Origin of the sequence: Novosphingobium sp. G106 (assembly GCF_019075875.1) — a bacterium.
GTDB lineage: Bacteria > Pseudomonadota > Alphaproteobacteria > Sphingomonadales > Sphingomonadaceae > Novosphingobium.
Genome location: NZ_JAHOOZ010000001.1, coordinates 2,331,569 through 2,345,927, shown reverse-complemented (window position 1 = coordinate 2,345,927; position 14,359 = coordinate 2,331,569). Strand labels below are relative to the sequence as shown.

Annotated in this window: 12 protein-coding genes; 2 read left to right on the top strand and 10 right to left on the bottom strand. The window is 66.0% G+C overall.

Features of this window, described 5'->3' with window-relative positions; genetic code table 11:
* The first annotated feature begins 30 nt into the window (after positions 1–30).
* The gene (locus tag KRR38_RS11195) at positions 31–447 is read left to right on the top strand and encodes a Zn-ribbon domain-containing OB-fold protein (protein ID WP_217401449.1); all 417 of its coding nucleotides are present in this window, start codon (positions 31–33) and stop codon (positions 445–447) included.
* The gene (locus KRR38_RS11190) at positions 444–1,640 is read left to right on the top strand and encodes a thiolase family protein (RefSeq protein ID WP_217401447.1); all 1,197 of its coding nucleotides are present in this window, start codon (positions 444–446) and stop codon (positions 1,638–1,640) included. Before KRR38_RS11195 ends, KRR38_RS11190 begins: the two co-directional genes overlap by 4 nt.
* A 757-nt stretch (positions 1,641–2,397) precedes the next feature.
* Here the strand turns inward: KRR38_RS11190 and KRR38_RS11185 are convergent.
* The 10 genes from KRR38_RS11185 to KRR38_RS11140 form a co-directional block, all read right to left on the bottom strand.
* Positions 2,398–3,759, bottom strand: a complete 1,362-nt coding sequence (locus KRR38_RS11185) for an FAD/NAD(P)-binding protein (RefSeq protein ID WP_217401445.1) — start codon at positions 3,757–3,759, stop codon at positions 2,398–2,400.
* Positions 3,760–3,849: 90 nt separating this feature from the next.
* Positions 3,850–5,691, bottom strand: coding sequence for an ABC transporter ATP-binding protein (locus tag KRR38_RS11180; protein ID WP_217401443.1), 1,842 nt, complete (start codon positions 5,689–5,691; stop codon positions 3,850–3,852).
* A gap of 1 nt (position 5,692) precedes the next feature.
* The gene (locus KRR38_RS11175; protein ID WP_309141182.1) at positions 5,693–6,805 is read right to left on the bottom strand and encodes an ABC transporter ATP-binding protein; all 1,113 of its coding nucleotides are present in this window, start codon (positions 6,803–6,805) and stop codon (positions 5,693–5,695) included.
* A 46-nt stretch (positions 6,806–6,851) separates the two neighbouring features.
* Positions 6,852–7,526 (bottom strand): ABC transporter transmembrane domain-containing protein, encoded by a 675-nt coding sequence (locus tag KRR38_RS11170; RefSeq protein ID WP_217401441.1) that lies wholly within the window; start codon positions 7,524–7,526, stop codon positions 6,852–6,854.
* A complete protein-coding gene (locus KRR38_RS11165) occupies positions 7,527–8,588 on the bottom strand; it encodes an ABC transporter substrate-binding protein (RefSeq protein ID WP_217401439.1) in 1,062 nt (353 codons plus the stop codon).
* 11 nt (positions 8,589–8,599) lie between these two features.
* Entirely contained in the window at positions 8,600–9,946 is a 1,347-nt protein-coding gene (locus tag KRR38_RS11160) for an LLM class flavin-dependent oxidoreductase (protein WP_217401437.1), read from the bottom strand.
* 15 nt (positions 9,947–9,961) lie between these two features.
* A complete protein-coding gene (locus KRR38_RS11155; RefSeq protein ID WP_217401435.1) occupies positions 9,962–10,690 on the bottom strand; it encodes a class II aldolase/adducin family protein in 729 nt (242 codons plus the stop codon).
* 40 nt (positions 10,691–10,730) lie between these two features.
* Positions 10,731–11,798, bottom strand: coding sequence for an ABC transporter substrate-binding protein (locus KRR38_RS11150; protein ID WP_217401433.1), 1,068 nt, complete (start codon positions 11,796–11,798; stop codon positions 10,731–10,733).
* A gap of 144 nt (positions 11,799–11,942) precedes the next feature.
* Positions 11,943–13,046, bottom strand: coding sequence for a sigma-54-dependent Fis family transcriptional regulator (locus KRR38_RS37005; RefSeq protein ID WP_217401431.1), 1,104 nt, complete (start codon positions 13,044–13,046; stop codon positions 11,943–11,945).
* Positions 13,047–13,137: 91 nt separating this feature from the next.
* On the bottom strand, positions 13,138–14,106 hold the full coding sequence (locus tag KRR38_RS11140; RefSeq protein ID WP_309141022.1) for an ABC transporter substrate-binding protein: 969 nt from the start codon (positions 14,104–14,106) through the stop codon (positions 13,138–13,140).
* Positions 14,107–14,359 lie beyond the last annotated feature (253 nt).

The window sequence follows — 14,359 nt, the reverse complement described above, 5'->3', positions numbered from 1 at the left end:
CAGGCGGCAAACGAGACGAAGGAAGAATGGATGACCAGCCGACCGCTACCCGTGCCGGACGAGATGTCTGCACCCTATTGGGCGGCATGCGCCGAGCATGTCCTGACGCTGCCGCGCTGTTCGGACTGCCGTGAATTCACCATGCCGCCCGACAGTACCTGTCCCAACTGCCACAGCTTCGATCCGCGCTTCACCTTCGAGCCGGTGTCGGGCGCGGGCAAGGTGCGGACCTGGACGGTGATGCGGCGGTCGTTCCTCCAGGGTTTCGACACGCCCTTCATGCTGGTCGACGTGCAACTCGACGACCAGCCCAAAGTCAGGCTGATCGGCCGCCTGCTCGACGGGCCGGAGACGCCAGTCAAAGCCGGAGACCGCGTCGCCGTCGCTTTCGAGGACCTCGCCCCTGGAATCTCGGTGCCGGCCTTCACGCTGGAGCGCGCGGCATGAGTTCGGAATTTGCCCGCAACAAGGTTGCCATCGTCGGCTATGCGCAGAGCCAGGTGGTTCGACGCGGCACCGAAACCGTCGGTGTTACCGCGCTCAAAACCGCGCGCGCGGCGATCGCCGATGCCGGGCTGACGGTCGACCAGATCGACGGCTTCGTCGGGGCGCAGTCGCTGCCGAGTTCGGGCGGGCACGATCTCGTCGACGGTGTGTCCTACGTCTCGTCGAACTGGCTGTCCGAACATATCGGTGCGCAGCCCGACTACGTCGTCGGCTTTACCGGGCTCGGCCAGCTTTCGGGATCGATGTCGATGGCGGTGAACGCCGTGGCGAGCGGGGCGGCCAAATACGTCGTGCTGCACCGCGCGCTCTACAATCCGCGGGGCAAGTACAACGACAACCCGATGACCGAGATCACTGGCGAGCGGCAATATGGCGGGGCCGCTGGCTTTTTCGGTTCGATCCCGCCGATCGCCATGGTCGCCAACGAATATTTCCAGCGCTATGGCGGCGGGCGCGAGGTGTTGGCGCGGATCGCCGTCGAGGCGCGCAAGAACGGCGCCAAGCTGCCCTGGTCCTATTGGTACGGCAAACCGCTGAACCTGGAAGACTATATGGCCGAGCCGTTGCTGTTCGATCCGCTCTGCCGGTTCGATTGCGACATTCCGGTTCAGGGTGTCGGCACCGTGGTGCTGACCAGTGCCGAGCGGGCGAAGGACATGCCGCACAAGCCAGTCCACATCGCCAGCTATGCCAGTGGCTATCCGCGCGAGCACCGCCTGGGGCTGCACTGGACGCTCGACGAGATGCAGGATGCCGGCGCGGACCTGGCAAAGCGTCTCTGGCGCGATGCGGGCTTCGGCCCGGGCGACATCGACCTGGCGCAACCCTATGACGCCTTCTCGCCGTTCGTCCTGATCTGGCTTGAGGCGCTGGGTCTCTGCCCGCGCGGAGAGGCACATCACCGGATCATGGAAGGTTGGATTGACAGCGACGATCCGCGCTCGATCGCAGCGATTTCAGGTGGCGGAACGATTGGCAACGGCCGTCTGCACGGCGTGCCCCAGATGATGGAGTGCTATCTCCAGGTCGCTGGCCGCGCGGGCGAACGGCAGCGCGATGTGACGACGGCGGTGTCCTCTTATTCCGCCCCCCACTTTGGCGGCGGTGCCATCGTCTACACGAACAGCCCGTGAAGCGGACGAACGGTCCTGGAGTGTGGTCGACGGAGCCATGATGGGCAGCAGTCGTAGACGGGGAGCCGCTTATCGGGACTGTTCGCGAGGAACAGACGTTCGGGATCGTCGAACGTTGCCGACGCATCTGGGGCTGGCTAAGCGGTGGGCGCGAGAATAAGACTGACATCCGCGATGCCCGAAAGCGGAGGTTCGCCGAATTTGGCCTCGGTAGTGTGGCAGTCATCCCCAACTACGGCGCGGTCTGATCCCCGAAGGCTTAATATTTTATAAGCCCAAGACTTTGATATTACTTGACACAGTGGTTTCAAAATGCCGTGTTTTAAGGGATCTGTCCGGCCTGTCGTGCAGCTGCGGACGGCAGCGGATAGGATCGCCGGACACCCCGATCCCCGGCAAATCCGGGCGATCCAAGCTTGCCCGCATAGCATTGCGAGGCCGGTCCTTTCCCTTGCTAACAAGCCTTAACGAGGCGCTTGCGATCGGCGCGCGCGTAGGCTTTTCGGTCCAAATCCGATCTTTCTCGCCGCTGCCGACTGACCGATCGAAGTGTGGCGGGTTACTTGCGGTCAAGTGGAAACACAACAGGCCCACCTCACCGACGGAATATGTTGTTTTGGAGGCCATTTGTCTGCCAGCGCCGACAAAGCGGACACTCAATGCCAATTTCGTGCAGCTTGATAGCAGCCGTCAGTTCATACATCGAAGGCCATTGAGCTGACTAAGATGGATGGCGGTATCTTGGATGCCGAAGGCACTACAGTCCTTCGCCTCCGACCCAATGGGCATTTGCCAGGTATCGGGCGAGATCCCAGACCTGCCGGCGAATGTCGGGCACGGCAACGATTTCCCAGGCTTCGCCCTTGGTCATCGGCCCGACGGCGAAAAGGCTGTCCTGCGGATCGCCTGCGATATCGCGAACACGTCCCGTTTGGTCGACATCGAGGCCGAGGCGATGGACGTCGGGCCTTATCTGCCCGGCATCGAGCAGGCTGCGGACGAGCAGGTTAGGTGTCCGGCCGAGGTCGCCTTCGGGGCCGGTGCAATTGATCACGCGGTCGACTCTTAGCGTCTCGATGCTTGCATCGCAGCGGCGCCGCCACGTGACCCGTGCCTTGCCGTCTTGCTCCGCCGCCTCGAGGATTTGTCCGGCAGCGAATGTCAGACCTCCGTTCTCCTCAAGGGCTCGGACACGCGCGTTGACGGCGGGGGCCAGGCGGTGGCGATGCACATCCCAATACGCGCGGGCGTGGCGCAGGAAGCGATCCTGGGCCGCGGGATCGTGCGTGCGCCAGAGGTGTTGGACATGCGGGCGCAGCTCGTCGATCGCCGACCGCCAGCCGATCGTGGCCGCGCGGTTGCGGATACTTCTCAGGAGCTGCGATCCCTTCGCCTGTGGACGATCCACCGGGCTGACCGCCGGCCCGACTTCCGCGTGGCTGCGGGGGCGCAAGCCCCGGCGCGAGAGTGCGGCGATCTTGCCGCGGAAGCCATTGCCGTGGAGCGACAAGGCGATGTCGACCGAGGTCAGTCCGCTGCCGATCAGCAGGATATGGCTCGCCTCCTCGACGCCCGTCGTCGCATCGGGGGGCCAGGGGTCATCGAAGCGGATGTCGTCCGGCAGCGCCGACAGGACCGGAATGGGGCGAGGGGGGAAGTTGCCCAGCGCCAGAACCAGCGCCCGGCAGCGGACCGCGCTTTGGTTGGCGAGGCGAAGGCTGATCCCGTCGTCGTCGAAGTCTGCGCCGATGGCCTCGCCATCGCGCACGGCGGCGCGACCGTCGCTTGTGGCCAATGCCTCGATCAGCTGCTCGCGCAGGTACTGCCCATAGGCCAGGCGAGGGACAAAGCGGTTCGCCTGGTCCGCGCTGGAAACGCCCATCCAGCGCAGGAAATGATCCTTGTCGTCCGGAAATGCGCTCATGTTGGACGCGCGGACATTGAGCAGATGCTCGGGTCGCAGCGTCCCGAATGCCAGGCCTTTCCCGAGGCGGTGCGCATCGCGTTCGACAAGCACGACTTTTGCGCGCTGGCGCAGCAAGTTGATCGCCAGCAAAGTACCGCTGAAACCGGCGCCGACGACAGCCACCGGAAGCTCTCCCGAACTGCTCGTGCTCATCGGCTCCAACTTGCCATAGGGAATGGGATTCTAACGCACTCCGAAACCGATGTGTTTCGGAGCGGCTCGTGCATGGTTTCGCACGCCCCGCTAGTTGACGAGTTGTCGTGACGGCTTCGTGACGTCGCTGCCCGCATCGCGATAAGCGGAGTAGAGCGCGGCGTAACGCTCGCCGCGGGCCAGCAATTCCTCGTGATTGCCGACTTCGACGATCGCACCTTCCTGCACCACGGCGATACGATCCGCTTCGCGGATGGTGGCAAGGCGATGCGCGATGATCACCGAGGTGCGGCCTTCGCAGATGCGCCGCAGGGCTCCGCGGATGCGCTGTTCGGTGCTCACGTCGACCGCCGAGGTTGCCTCGTCGAGGACCAGCACGGCCGGGTCGGCGAGATAGGCCCGGACCAGGCAGACGAGCTGGCGCTGTCCCTGGCTGAGCTGACCGCCCAGAGGACCCACGTCGGTCTCGTAGCCGTGGGGCAGCGATTCCAGCACCTCGTCCGCGCCGAGCTCACGCGCCGCGGCGATCAGGTCGGCATCGCTCGCGTCGGGTTTGGCGAGGCGCAGATTGTCCAGCACGCTGCCGCCGAACAGCACGTTGTCCTGCAGCACGACCCCGATCTGGCGCCGCAGGCTGGCCTCCGACAGGCTACGGACATCGTGGCCGTCGAGCAGGACGGCGCCGTCGGTCACATCGTAGAAGCGGGTGAGGAGCTGCACTAGCGTCGACTTGCCATGCCCAGTCGGGCCGACGATCGCCAGGGTCTCCCCGGACGCGATCCGCAGGTCGAGGCCGTGGATGACCGGCCTGCCGGGGATATAGGCGAAGTGCACGCCGCGAAACTCGATCTCGCCGCGCGTCCTGGGCAGGTGCAGCGCACCGGGCGCATCGACGATGTCGGGTTCGGTATCGAGCAGAAGGAAGATCCGCTGGGCGCAGGCGGTGCCGTTGGCGAACCGCTCGAAAAGGTCGTTGAACTCCTGCAGCGGCGCGAGAAACAGGAACACGTAGAACAGGCTCTGGGTCAGTTCGCCCAGCGTGAGCGTGCCCAGCGTGATGGCCCGCCCGCCGATCGCCAGGATGAGCACGAGGCCCGCGGTCGTCAGCAGACCGGTGAACGGCGCGAACCAGCTCGAACGCATGTTGCCGCGGATCAGCGCCTGATTGAAATCGCGCAGCAGGCCTTTGTAGGTTTCCAGGTTCTCGCGCTCGCGTCCCGCCTGCTTGATCAGACGCACGCCGGCAACGGTCTCGACGAGATGGGCGGTAAAGCGGCTGCGCGCTTCGGCCACGCGGGCCCAGGTGCGCTGCGAGATGCGCTTGAACAACGCCGTCGCCGCGATCAGCAGGGCGGTGATGGCCGCAAGCCCGATAAGCAGCGCCGGCGCGATGAGCCAGAGCATCACCGCGGATATGATCAGGCGCAGGACGGCCGAAAGGAACTCTGGCGGCCCCTGGATCAACAGCGGTTCGAGCGTATCGACGTCGCGGTCGGCGCGTGAGATGATCCGGCCCGCCTTTGTCCGGTCGAAATAGCCGACGCTGAGCGTCTGGACATGGGCGAAAACGCTGGCACGCAGGTCGTTGAGCACGCGGATCGCGGCCAGGCCGGCATGATATTGCGACAGTCCGCCAAGCCCGAAGCGCAGCGCCCAGGTTACGGCCAGCCCGGCGCAGGCCCAGGCGATCACATGCCAGTCAACGCCTGCTGCGCGCAGGCCGCGGTCGATGACCAGGCCTATCAGCACGGGCCTCGCAAAGATCGCAAGGACCTGGACCAGCTCGATGCCGATGACCGCGGCGATCCTTGCCCTGACCGGGCGGATCAGCGGCAGCAGCCGCGACGTGACGCCCTGTTCGAGCGAGCGCTTGGCGAACTTCTCCTCGAGCTCGATGTCGGACAGCGCGCTGTCGCCGCGGAACGCGTTCATCTCAGATCCCCATCAAGGCGCGATAGGAAGCGTTGTCCGCCGCCAGTTCTTCATGCGTGCCGCCCGCGACGATCCGGCCCTGCGCGAGAACCAGTACGCGGTCCGCCGCGAGAATGGTCGAGAGCCGGCTCGATACAATCAGCATCGTGACGGGCTTGTCGCCAGTACGGCGGAGCGTGCGGACGTTCTCGATCGCGCGGCGCTCAGTAACGGCGTCGAGTGCGCTGGTCGCGTCGTCGAGTACGAGCACGTCGGCATCCGCCAGCAGCGCGCGGGCCAAGCAGATGCGCTGGCGCTGCCCGCCCGAAAGCGTGACGCCGCGGTCGCCGAGCTTGGTCTCGAAACCCTCGGCAAGCCGCGCGAAGACCTCGCCCGCCGCGGCGCGATCGAGCGCCTGGTGCAGGGCTTCCTCGTCTGCATCGGGTGCTGTCAGGCGCAGGTTAGCGGCCAGAGTGTCGGAGAACAGGAAGCTCTCCTGCGGCAGAACATGGACCCGGCGGCGCAGGTCCGACAGTTCGAGGCCGCGCACGTCGTGCCAGCCGATCTCGTCGGAGCCGATTTTGACCGCGCCGTGATCCGCCTCGATCAGGCGGGGGAGGAGGCCGGTCAGGATCGACTTGCCCGAGCCCGTCGGCCCGACCAGCGCGACGATCTCGCCAGGCTGGATGGTGAGGTCGAGCTCGTGCAGGACTATCCCGCCGTCGCCAAGCGGAGAAGCCGAGACGCTTTCGAAGCGGATGCCGAGCGGTCCTTCGGGCAAGCGGCCTCGGCCCGGGACGATGCCAGGCTCGGCGTCCAGAACTTCCCAGATGCGCCCGGCCGAGCTGCGCGCGTCGGCGATGACCTGGAGCAGGCGGCCGATGCCTTCGATCCGCAGCACAAGCGTGTTCACCACCAGCATCGCAGCGACGAGCGCACCGACGCCGAGTTCGCCCTGCGTGATCAACCACGCGCCGTAGCCGAGCACCCAGGCATGGCCGAGCGCAATGACGGTCTGGGGCAAGGGCACGCTGCGGGCGGCATGAAGGATCGCAGCCCGCGCCTCCCTGCGGAAGGTGTCGACATGCGCCGTGAAACGCACGCTGCGTGCCTGGCCCAGGCCGAAGGCCTTGATTACGCGGATGCCGTTGACGCCTTCGGAAAGATCCTGGGTGACCGCGTCATAGGCGGCGCCGATCCGCCGATCGAGCGCGACGAGGGTGTCGGCCTGGCGCCACAGCAGCGCGATGCCGGTCAGCAGCAGCGCCAGGGGGAACGAGGCCGAGCAGCGGCGAATACCAGATCAGCACACCGGTCGAGATTGCGACCACGAGGCCCGTCTCGAACATCTGCCGCCAGAAGTTGATCAGCGCATCGCGCACCTTGTCCGCATCGCGCGTCATCCGCGTCACCATCTCGCCGACGCCGTGGCTCCAGTGATAGGACAGATCGAGCCGCTGAATCTGCACTAGAATGCGTTGGCGCAGGGTGGTGAGCAGTTCCTGGCCGATGGTGAGCGAGAGGAGGCCTGCGCCGTACTGCGTTACCGACCGCGCGAGCGACAGTCCGAGCAGCACGGCGGCCCAGAACCAGACGCGGCTGTAGTCAAGCCCACCGTCTGCACCCGCCGCGACGAGGCGGCCGGAGCCTGCCTCCTGCACGGCATGGCCGACCAGCACCTGCTGGCCGACGAGCGCGACGTTGACCGCCGCAAACAGCACTGCGGTCAGGATGAAGCGCCCCGGCATCTCCCGATAGATCGCCAGGCAGCGCAGCAACGGGCTGCGCGCGAGCCAGGCTCGGAAGCCCGACCCGCCCGTCGGTCTAGCCTGCGTCTCTTCGGGAACCGCAAGCATCTAGGCGGCAGCCAGGACCCGCTCGCGCGCCGCCTCGAGCGGACGCGCATCCGCCCAGTCGTTCACGTCGAAGCTTTGCGGGATGAAGCCCCAGCGGTGCAGGAAGTTGGTGAAGTCCTGGATGGCGGTCAGCGACTGCTCGGAGAGATCGGTCTTCAGCCGCTTATGGGCATCCTCGCCGTAGGCTACCGAGACCCAGTATTCGCTCGCGTTCGTCTCGCGAGCGAGGAATCGGCGGACTTCGGAAGGGTTCTGCTGCGCCCAGGCCTCGGCGCGCAGGACCTGCTCGACGATCGTCACCGCGGCGTCGAAGTGGTTGTCGATCAGGTGCCCGTCGACCGCCAGAGTGCGCGGCGTGCCATTGTTCGAGCGGACCAGCGGGTCGGGATGGGCGCCGGTGTCGATCACCGTCGTCAGGCCGAACTGGTGGGCGATCTGCGCGCCGGAGGCACCCTTGAGGAAGATCGCGTCGACCTCACCGCGGAGCAGGGCGATGAGCTCCAGGTTGTTGGCGCGCGCCCGGTCGGTGCTACGGCCGCCCCAGGCCAGCGTGCCGGCAACCTGTTCGGCGCGGCCTTCGCTGTAATGGGTCTCGATGTCCTGATCGACGAGTTCGACGTCGGAAACTTCCAGCCCCTCCAGACGCAGCGCGTTCTCGAGCCCGCGGATCGCTTGGGCGCGCGAGAAGTCGATCTCGACGCTCTTCCAGTTGGGCAGGCCGAATCGGCGGCCCTTGAGGTCCTTGACGGACTCGATGCCGCTTTCCGGCCTCGCCAGGATCAACTGGGTCTCGTCGGCCCAGGACAGGCCGATAACCCGCGTGTCGCGGCCGCGCGCCCGGGCGCTGATGGCCGGGATGTTGCCGCCGTGGCGTACCGAGTTCTGAACCGTGTGGCTGAAGTGCGATTCGCGCGTGGCGAAGTCGTTGGATTCGAGCAGCGAGCCGAGCTTGGTGCCCTGCTTGCGGAAGGCCTCCTCGAGCCAGCCGTGTTGGATGGCGATGCCAAGGCCGGTGGGAACTGGGCAGCGTGTGTACCACAGGGTGTCGAGCGGTTCGGACATGATCGTTCTCCTCAGGCCTCTTCGAGTTCGGGCGTGTGCACGGTGTTGGGATTGGCGGGACGCGGCAGGCCGAGATGCTCGCGCAGGGTCGTGCCTTCGTAGTCCTGGCGGAACAGGCCGCGGCGTTGGAGCTCCGGCACGACGAGGTCGACGAACTCGGTCAGCGAACTCGGCAGCAGCGGCGGGATCAGGTTGAACCCGTCGGCGGCGTCGCGCTCGAACCAGTCCTGGATCTGGTCGGCGATGTCGGCGGGCGTGCCCAGCACCACGCGGTGACCGCGCACAGCATTGAAGCGCAGGAACAGCTGGCGGATTGTCAGGTTCTCGCGCCGGGCGAGCGCGGTCAGCTGGCGCCAGCGGCCCTTGCCGTTCTCGGGTTCGGGTAGGTCGGGCAGTGGGCCGTCGAGCGGATAGGCCGAAACATCGTGGCCCATCAGGTTGAGATCGCCCGAGAAGTCTACCTTGTCCTCCAGAGCGCCGAACTTGTCCTGAGCCTCCTGCAGGCTCGATCCGATTGCGAAGGACAGGCCGGGCATGACCTTCAGCGTATCGGGATCGCGGCCGTATTTCACCACGCGGCCTTTGACGTCGGCATAGAAGCTCTGCGCCTCTTCGATGAACTGCGCCGCGGCGTAGATCATCTCGGCGTGCCTGGCGGCGAAGTCGCGGCCGGTGTCCGAATTGCCGGCCTGGGCGAAGACCGGATAGCCCTGCACCGGGCGCGGCATGTCGAGGATCGTGTCGGCGTGGAGATAGGGGCCTTCGTGGTGCACCGGGTACACCTTGTCGGCCTTCAGATAGACGCCGCTGTCCTTGTCGGCGCCTTCGAAGGCGTCGTCGTCCCAGCTGTCCCAGAGCGCCTTCGACAGCGCGACGAACTCGTCGGCACGGGCATAGCGCTCGTCGTGGCTATAGCGGTCGTCGAGGCCGTAGCTTCGAGCTGCACCATCGGCGAGGGAGGAGACGATGTTCCATCCGGTTCGCCCGTTCGAGATGTACTCGAGCGAGGCGAAGCGGCGCGCGAGCGAATAGGGTTGCTCGAAATTGGTGTTCACCGTTGCCACCAGGCCGATGCGGCTGGTGATGCTCGCCAGCGCGGCGATTGCCGTGAGCGGCTCGAAATCGAGGAAGGCATGGCGCCGCTCGATACCCTTGGTGCGATCGCCGCTCTGGCCGACGAAGTCGGCGAAGAAGGCGGCGTCGAGCTTGCCACGCTCGGCCGTGCGGACGAGGTCGGCCCAATAGCCGAAGTCGGGCTTGCCCGCTGCGGCCGAGCCCGGCTGGCGCCAGGCCCCCGGGTGGTGGCCATGGCGCGTCAGGAACACGGCGAGCGCGAGCTGCCGCTTGGTGCTGCTCATGATGATGGCTCCGGCTTATTCGGCGGCTTCGGCGTAGTGGATGGTGCCGTCGTCATCGACGCTGGCATCGGCGGGCACGAGCTTGCCCATCTTCCATTGCTGTTCGAGCACGCCCGGGCCGAAGGCCTGCGAGCCGCCAAGCGCCTTGGCCAGGATCTGGAACTGGGCGCCTTCTTCCAGCAGCACGATCTGGTTGGTCAGGTCGCGCAGCCCCTTCCAGCTCCACACGGTCGCGCCCCCGTTCGCTTCGACGATGCCGGGCACTTCCGGATCCTGCTCGAGCGAATCGAGAATGAAATCGACCTCGCGCTGGCGACGGTTGATGTAGACCGGCAGCTTGTCCGAGAAGCGGAAGCGTCGGTTCGGCACATAGAGCAGCGGCAGTTCGGCATGGGCCTGCGAGTAGGCGCCGAGATGCGGCGTGTGGACGTGGCTGACCGCCTGGATGCCCGGATGCTTCTGGAACAGCTTGACGTAGCGCGCAGTGCCGCCGGCCGGGTTCGACCACAGGCTGTTGCCGTCGAAGTCGATCACGGAAGTGATCGGCGCATCGGGGTCGTCGGCCCAAAGGCCTGCATAGTTGAGCGTGACGAGCTTGTCCTCGTTGGGGATGCGGACGCCGTAAAACAGGGTGCCCGAGGGCGAGATCGTGCGCGTTTCGCGCAGCAGGCGGAACGCCTTGCGAGCGTCCTTCTCGGCCTGGAGGACGAAGGCGAGGGCTTCGGGGGACAGGGTTTGAGACATGGGGTTCTCTCCTTGGAATCGGGCAGCAAGGGGGGGGGAATCAGGCAGCGACGGGCTGCGGGAGCCGGGCGTTGAAAGCGCGGGCGGCTTCGAGCGGCCGCGGGTCGATCCAGTCGGCCAGCGCGAAGTCGGCATCGAGGAAGCCGTGGGTGAAGAGGAACTTCTTCTGCTGCTCGAACAGAGCCAGCCGTTCGGAATCGAGTGTTGGATGCAGCCCCTCGTGAAGCTTGGCATAGGCCTGATCGACAGCCTGGGCACTTCCGGCGGTCTCAAACTCGAGGATATCACGGAGCCGTTCGGGCTGTTCGGCGACGTAGTCGGCTGCGCGTAGCGTGACGGCGAGGAAGCGCACGACGAGGTCGAAGTGATCGTCGAGCAGGCTCTGATGGACCGTGATCGGGCGCGGCGTGCCGTTGTTCACGCGGAAGCGCGGGTCGGGCAGGGCATCGAGATCGATCGCGACGACAAGGCCGTTCTCGCGCGCCTGGTCGAGTGCGGCGGCGCCCTTGACATAGATCGCGTCGACCTGGCCCGAGACTAGCGCCTCGACGGGCCAGAGACCGCCGGGACCGCGGCGACGCGGCTCCAGATCACGGCCCGCGCCGCCGATATTGCGCAGCCGGTCGGGCGTCTCCACCAGCTCGACATCGTCGAAGGTCAGCCCCGCAGAGGCGAGCGCGCCCTTGTAGCCGGCGAGCGACATCCCGCGCGCGATCGAAGTGCCGCGGACGTGGCTGGGGATCGGGTTCTGGTTCCAGCTGGGAAGCGCCAGGCGCTTGCCCTTGAGATCGGCCGCCGAACGGATGCCGCTGTGGGGCCGGGCGAGGATGAGCTGGCTTTCCTCGATCCAGGTCAGCCCGATGAGCTTGGTCGGCTCGCCCTGCGCGCGCGCTCCAAAGGCCAGCATGTTGCCACCTTCGCGGATCAGCGTTGGCAGGCGGTGGTCATAGTGGTGCCGGCCGAGTTCCGCGCTCGATTCCTGCAGCGTCTTGAGTTCGATCCCGTCTGCGGCGAAGGCCTCGCTCAGCCAGCCGAGCTTGTAGGCGATACCCGTCGCGGTCGGCACGGGGCAGCGGGTAAACCAGATCTCGGCGGCGGTATTGGGCATTGCGATCGTTCCTTCGCAGTTGTCGCGTCAGGAACTTCGCAAGAGCTATGCCAGTCGCGAAAACGGCGGATTTCTGCGAGGAAATCGAAGTGGCCGGCTCGCTGGTTGCGCCAGTTTGAACACAGGCGCTGCGCAAATTTGCGCTTAAATCAGATTCAGGTTCTTGAGGTAGGTACGTACGACGTTTCGGGTCACGCCGAGCGACTCTGCGGTCTTAATCTGGTTTGATCCCGAACGTCGGAACGCTTCGGTCACGGCGGTAGCGACGAGCCGATCGAGCAGATCGGGCTGGTGCCCCTCGATCAGCCGCGAGACGAGCGAGCGCACCTGGTCTTCAAGTCCGGCCTTGGCATCGTCCGCTGGCGGCGCCTGCACGAACTGTGTGCCGAGCACAAGGTCGTCGACGTCGATCCGGCCGGCCTGGCAGATCAGCGTAGCCCGGTGGATGGCGTTTTCCAGTTCGCGGATGTTGCCCGGCCAGGGATAGTGGAACAGCGCTTCCTCCGCCGCCGGCGTGATCTCGAGCCGGCCGGCCTTGAGCCGCTCGCCGTAGGTGCTGAGAAAGTGCTGCGCGAGCGGCAGGATGTCGGCGCGGCGTTCGCGCAGCGGCAGCAGCGGCAGCGCGACGACCTGCAGGCGATAGAAGAGGTCCGACCGGAAGGTTCCCGCATCGACGGCGCGCTGCAGGTCGACGTTGGTCGCGGCGATGATCCGGATGTCGAGTTTGATCGGTGTACGCGAGCCGAGCCGAACGACCTCGCGCTCCTGCAGCACGCGCAGCAGCTTGACCTGAAGCGCAGGCGGCAGTTCGCCGATCTCGTCGAGGAACAGCGTCCCGCCATTGGCTGCCTCGAACCATCCGGAACGCGCCGTCTGCGCACCGGTGAAGGCGCCGCGCTCGTAGCCGAACAGTTCGCCTTCGATCAGCGTTTCGGAAAAGGCGCCGCAGTTAACCGCCACGAAGGGCGCGTCAGCCCGGTTGCTGCGATCGTGGACGAAGCGGGCGACGAGTTCCTTGCCCGTGCCCGTCTCGCCAACGATCAGGATATTCGCCTCGCTCGGCGCAACCTTGTCGATCAGGGGCAGCATCGCCTTGGACTTCGGATCGCTGAAAACCAGCGCCCGGGCGCGTGGCCCTTCGGCGTGGTGTTTTTCGCAATCGTAGGTCAGCAGCGTCCTTCCGTGATCGCCTCGGCCAGCGACCACGCCGACCTTTCGACGTTCTTCTAAACGGCTCTGCGCGCTCATTGGACTCCTCCGGAAAAGGACCGGCAGGATAGGACACGAAAATGTCTACCGAGTCAGTAGAAATTTAATTCGCGGTTTTAGCTATGCTTTGTCAAGCGCTCTCGCGGCGCGGATGGGCCAGCCGTTCGGCGGCTGCGGCGAGCGGGCGGGGGTCGACCCACGCCTCAACGTCGACCGGTTTTTCGTAGAAACCGGCCTGCAGCAGAAACTCCGCCTGCGCCGCCAGCATGCCGATGCGGTCGGGCGACAGATCGGGATGCAGCGCGCGGTGGAACCCGCCACGATAGGCGGTGTCCACGCCTGCGATGCTCGACCAGGTTTCCTCCGCGAGGATCGGTCGCAATTCGTCCAGATGTGTGGCCGACCAGTCGGCGGCGCGCAACACCTGCTCGAGAAACAGTTCAACCAGGTCTAGGTGATGGTCGAGCATGTGCTGATGCACGACGATCGGCCGGGGCGTGCCATTGTTGATACGCGCGAGCCGGCTCGGATAGGCGTCGAGATCGACGCCGACGACCAGGCCGAGTTCTTCCGCTGCATCGGCCGCGGCGGCGCCCTTGACGTAAACCGCGTCGACCTCACCCGCCGCGAGCCGTTCGAGCCCGTGCCAGAACCGCCGCATGTTCTCGGGTGTCGGGCGCTGGCGGGGCATCACCGGAATGTCCACCAGGCGCGCATCGTCCAGCGTCAGCCCGCCGAGCGTCAGCGCATTCTCGATCCCGCGCAGAGCCATGCCGCGGGCGATGGATTCGCCCTTGCTCTCGGTGAAGGCGGGAAGGGCGAAACGCAGACCTTTCAGGTCCGCGGGTTGCATGACGCCACTGTCCGGGCGCACGATGATTGCCTGGCGCTCGTCGATCCAGGTCAGGCCGATCACACGCGTTGGCGCCCCGCTTGAGCGGGCGGCTAGCGCCCGGATATTGCTGCCCTCGCGAAACAGGTGGCGCTGCTGCTCATCGGGATCTGAGGCAACGAGATTGAGCCCACCCTCGACGATGCGCCCGACCACGATGCTTCGCGCGGCGAAGGCATCGGTGATGTAGCCGCGGGCGAAGGCCACGCCCGACGCCGCCGGGATCGGACATCGCATCATCCATATCGTGCTGGGCCCGTCACGTTCCGGCATCCGTCTCTCCTGCTCTGGCAACCTAGCGAGCGGCAAGGTCCGTGCCAAGCGACCAAGGCGGCGTGAACCGGTGCAGTCGCGGTGAAAAGCTGCGCGATAGCCAGCAGCGGACTGGCTCGATTTGCGCAACCAGGACGCCGCATTGCTGCGAAAGCCGCTTTAATCCGCTGGGTTAGAGACTTGGCAC

Coding starts and splice junctions, on each gene's coding strand:
- KRR38_RS11195 (WP_217401449.1), top strand. CDS start 31: ATGACCAGCCGACCGCTACCCGTGCCGGACGAGATGTCTGCACCCTAT.
- KRR38_RS11190 (WP_217401447.1), top strand. CDS start 444: ATGAGTTCGGAATTTGCCCGCAACAAGGTTGCCATCGTCGGCTATGCG.
- KRR38_RS11185 (WP_217401445.1), bottom strand. CDS start 3,759: ATGAGCACGAGCAGTTCGGGAGAGCTTCCGGTGGCTGTCGTCGGCGCC.
- KRR38_RS11180 (WP_217401443.1), bottom strand. CDS start 5,691: ATGAACGCGTTCCGCGGCGACAGCGCGCTGTCCGACATCGAGCTCGAG.
- KRR38_RS11170 (WP_217401441.1), bottom strand. CDS start 7,526: ATGCTTGCGGTTCCCGAAGAGACGCAGGCTAGACCGACGGGCGGGTCG.
- KRR38_RS11165 (WP_217401439.1), bottom strand. CDS start 8,588: ATGTCCGAACCGCTCGACACCCTGTGGTACACACGCTGCCCAGTTCCC.
- KRR38_RS11160 (WP_217401437.1), bottom strand. CDS start 9,946: ATGAGCAGCACCAAGCGGCAGCTCGCGCTCGCCGTGTTCCTGACGCGC.
- KRR38_RS11155 (WP_217401435.1), bottom strand. CDS start 10,690: ATGTCTCAAACCCTGTCCCCCGAAGCCCTCGCCTTCGTCCTCCAGGCC.
- KRR38_RS11150 (WP_217401433.1), bottom strand. CDS start 11,798: ATGCCCAATACCGCCGCCGAGATCTGGTTTACCCGCTGCCCCGTGCCG.
- KRR38_RS37005 (WP_217401431.1), bottom strand. CDS start 13,046: ATGAGCGCGCAGAGCCGTTTAGAAGAACGTCGAAAGGTCGGCGTGGTC.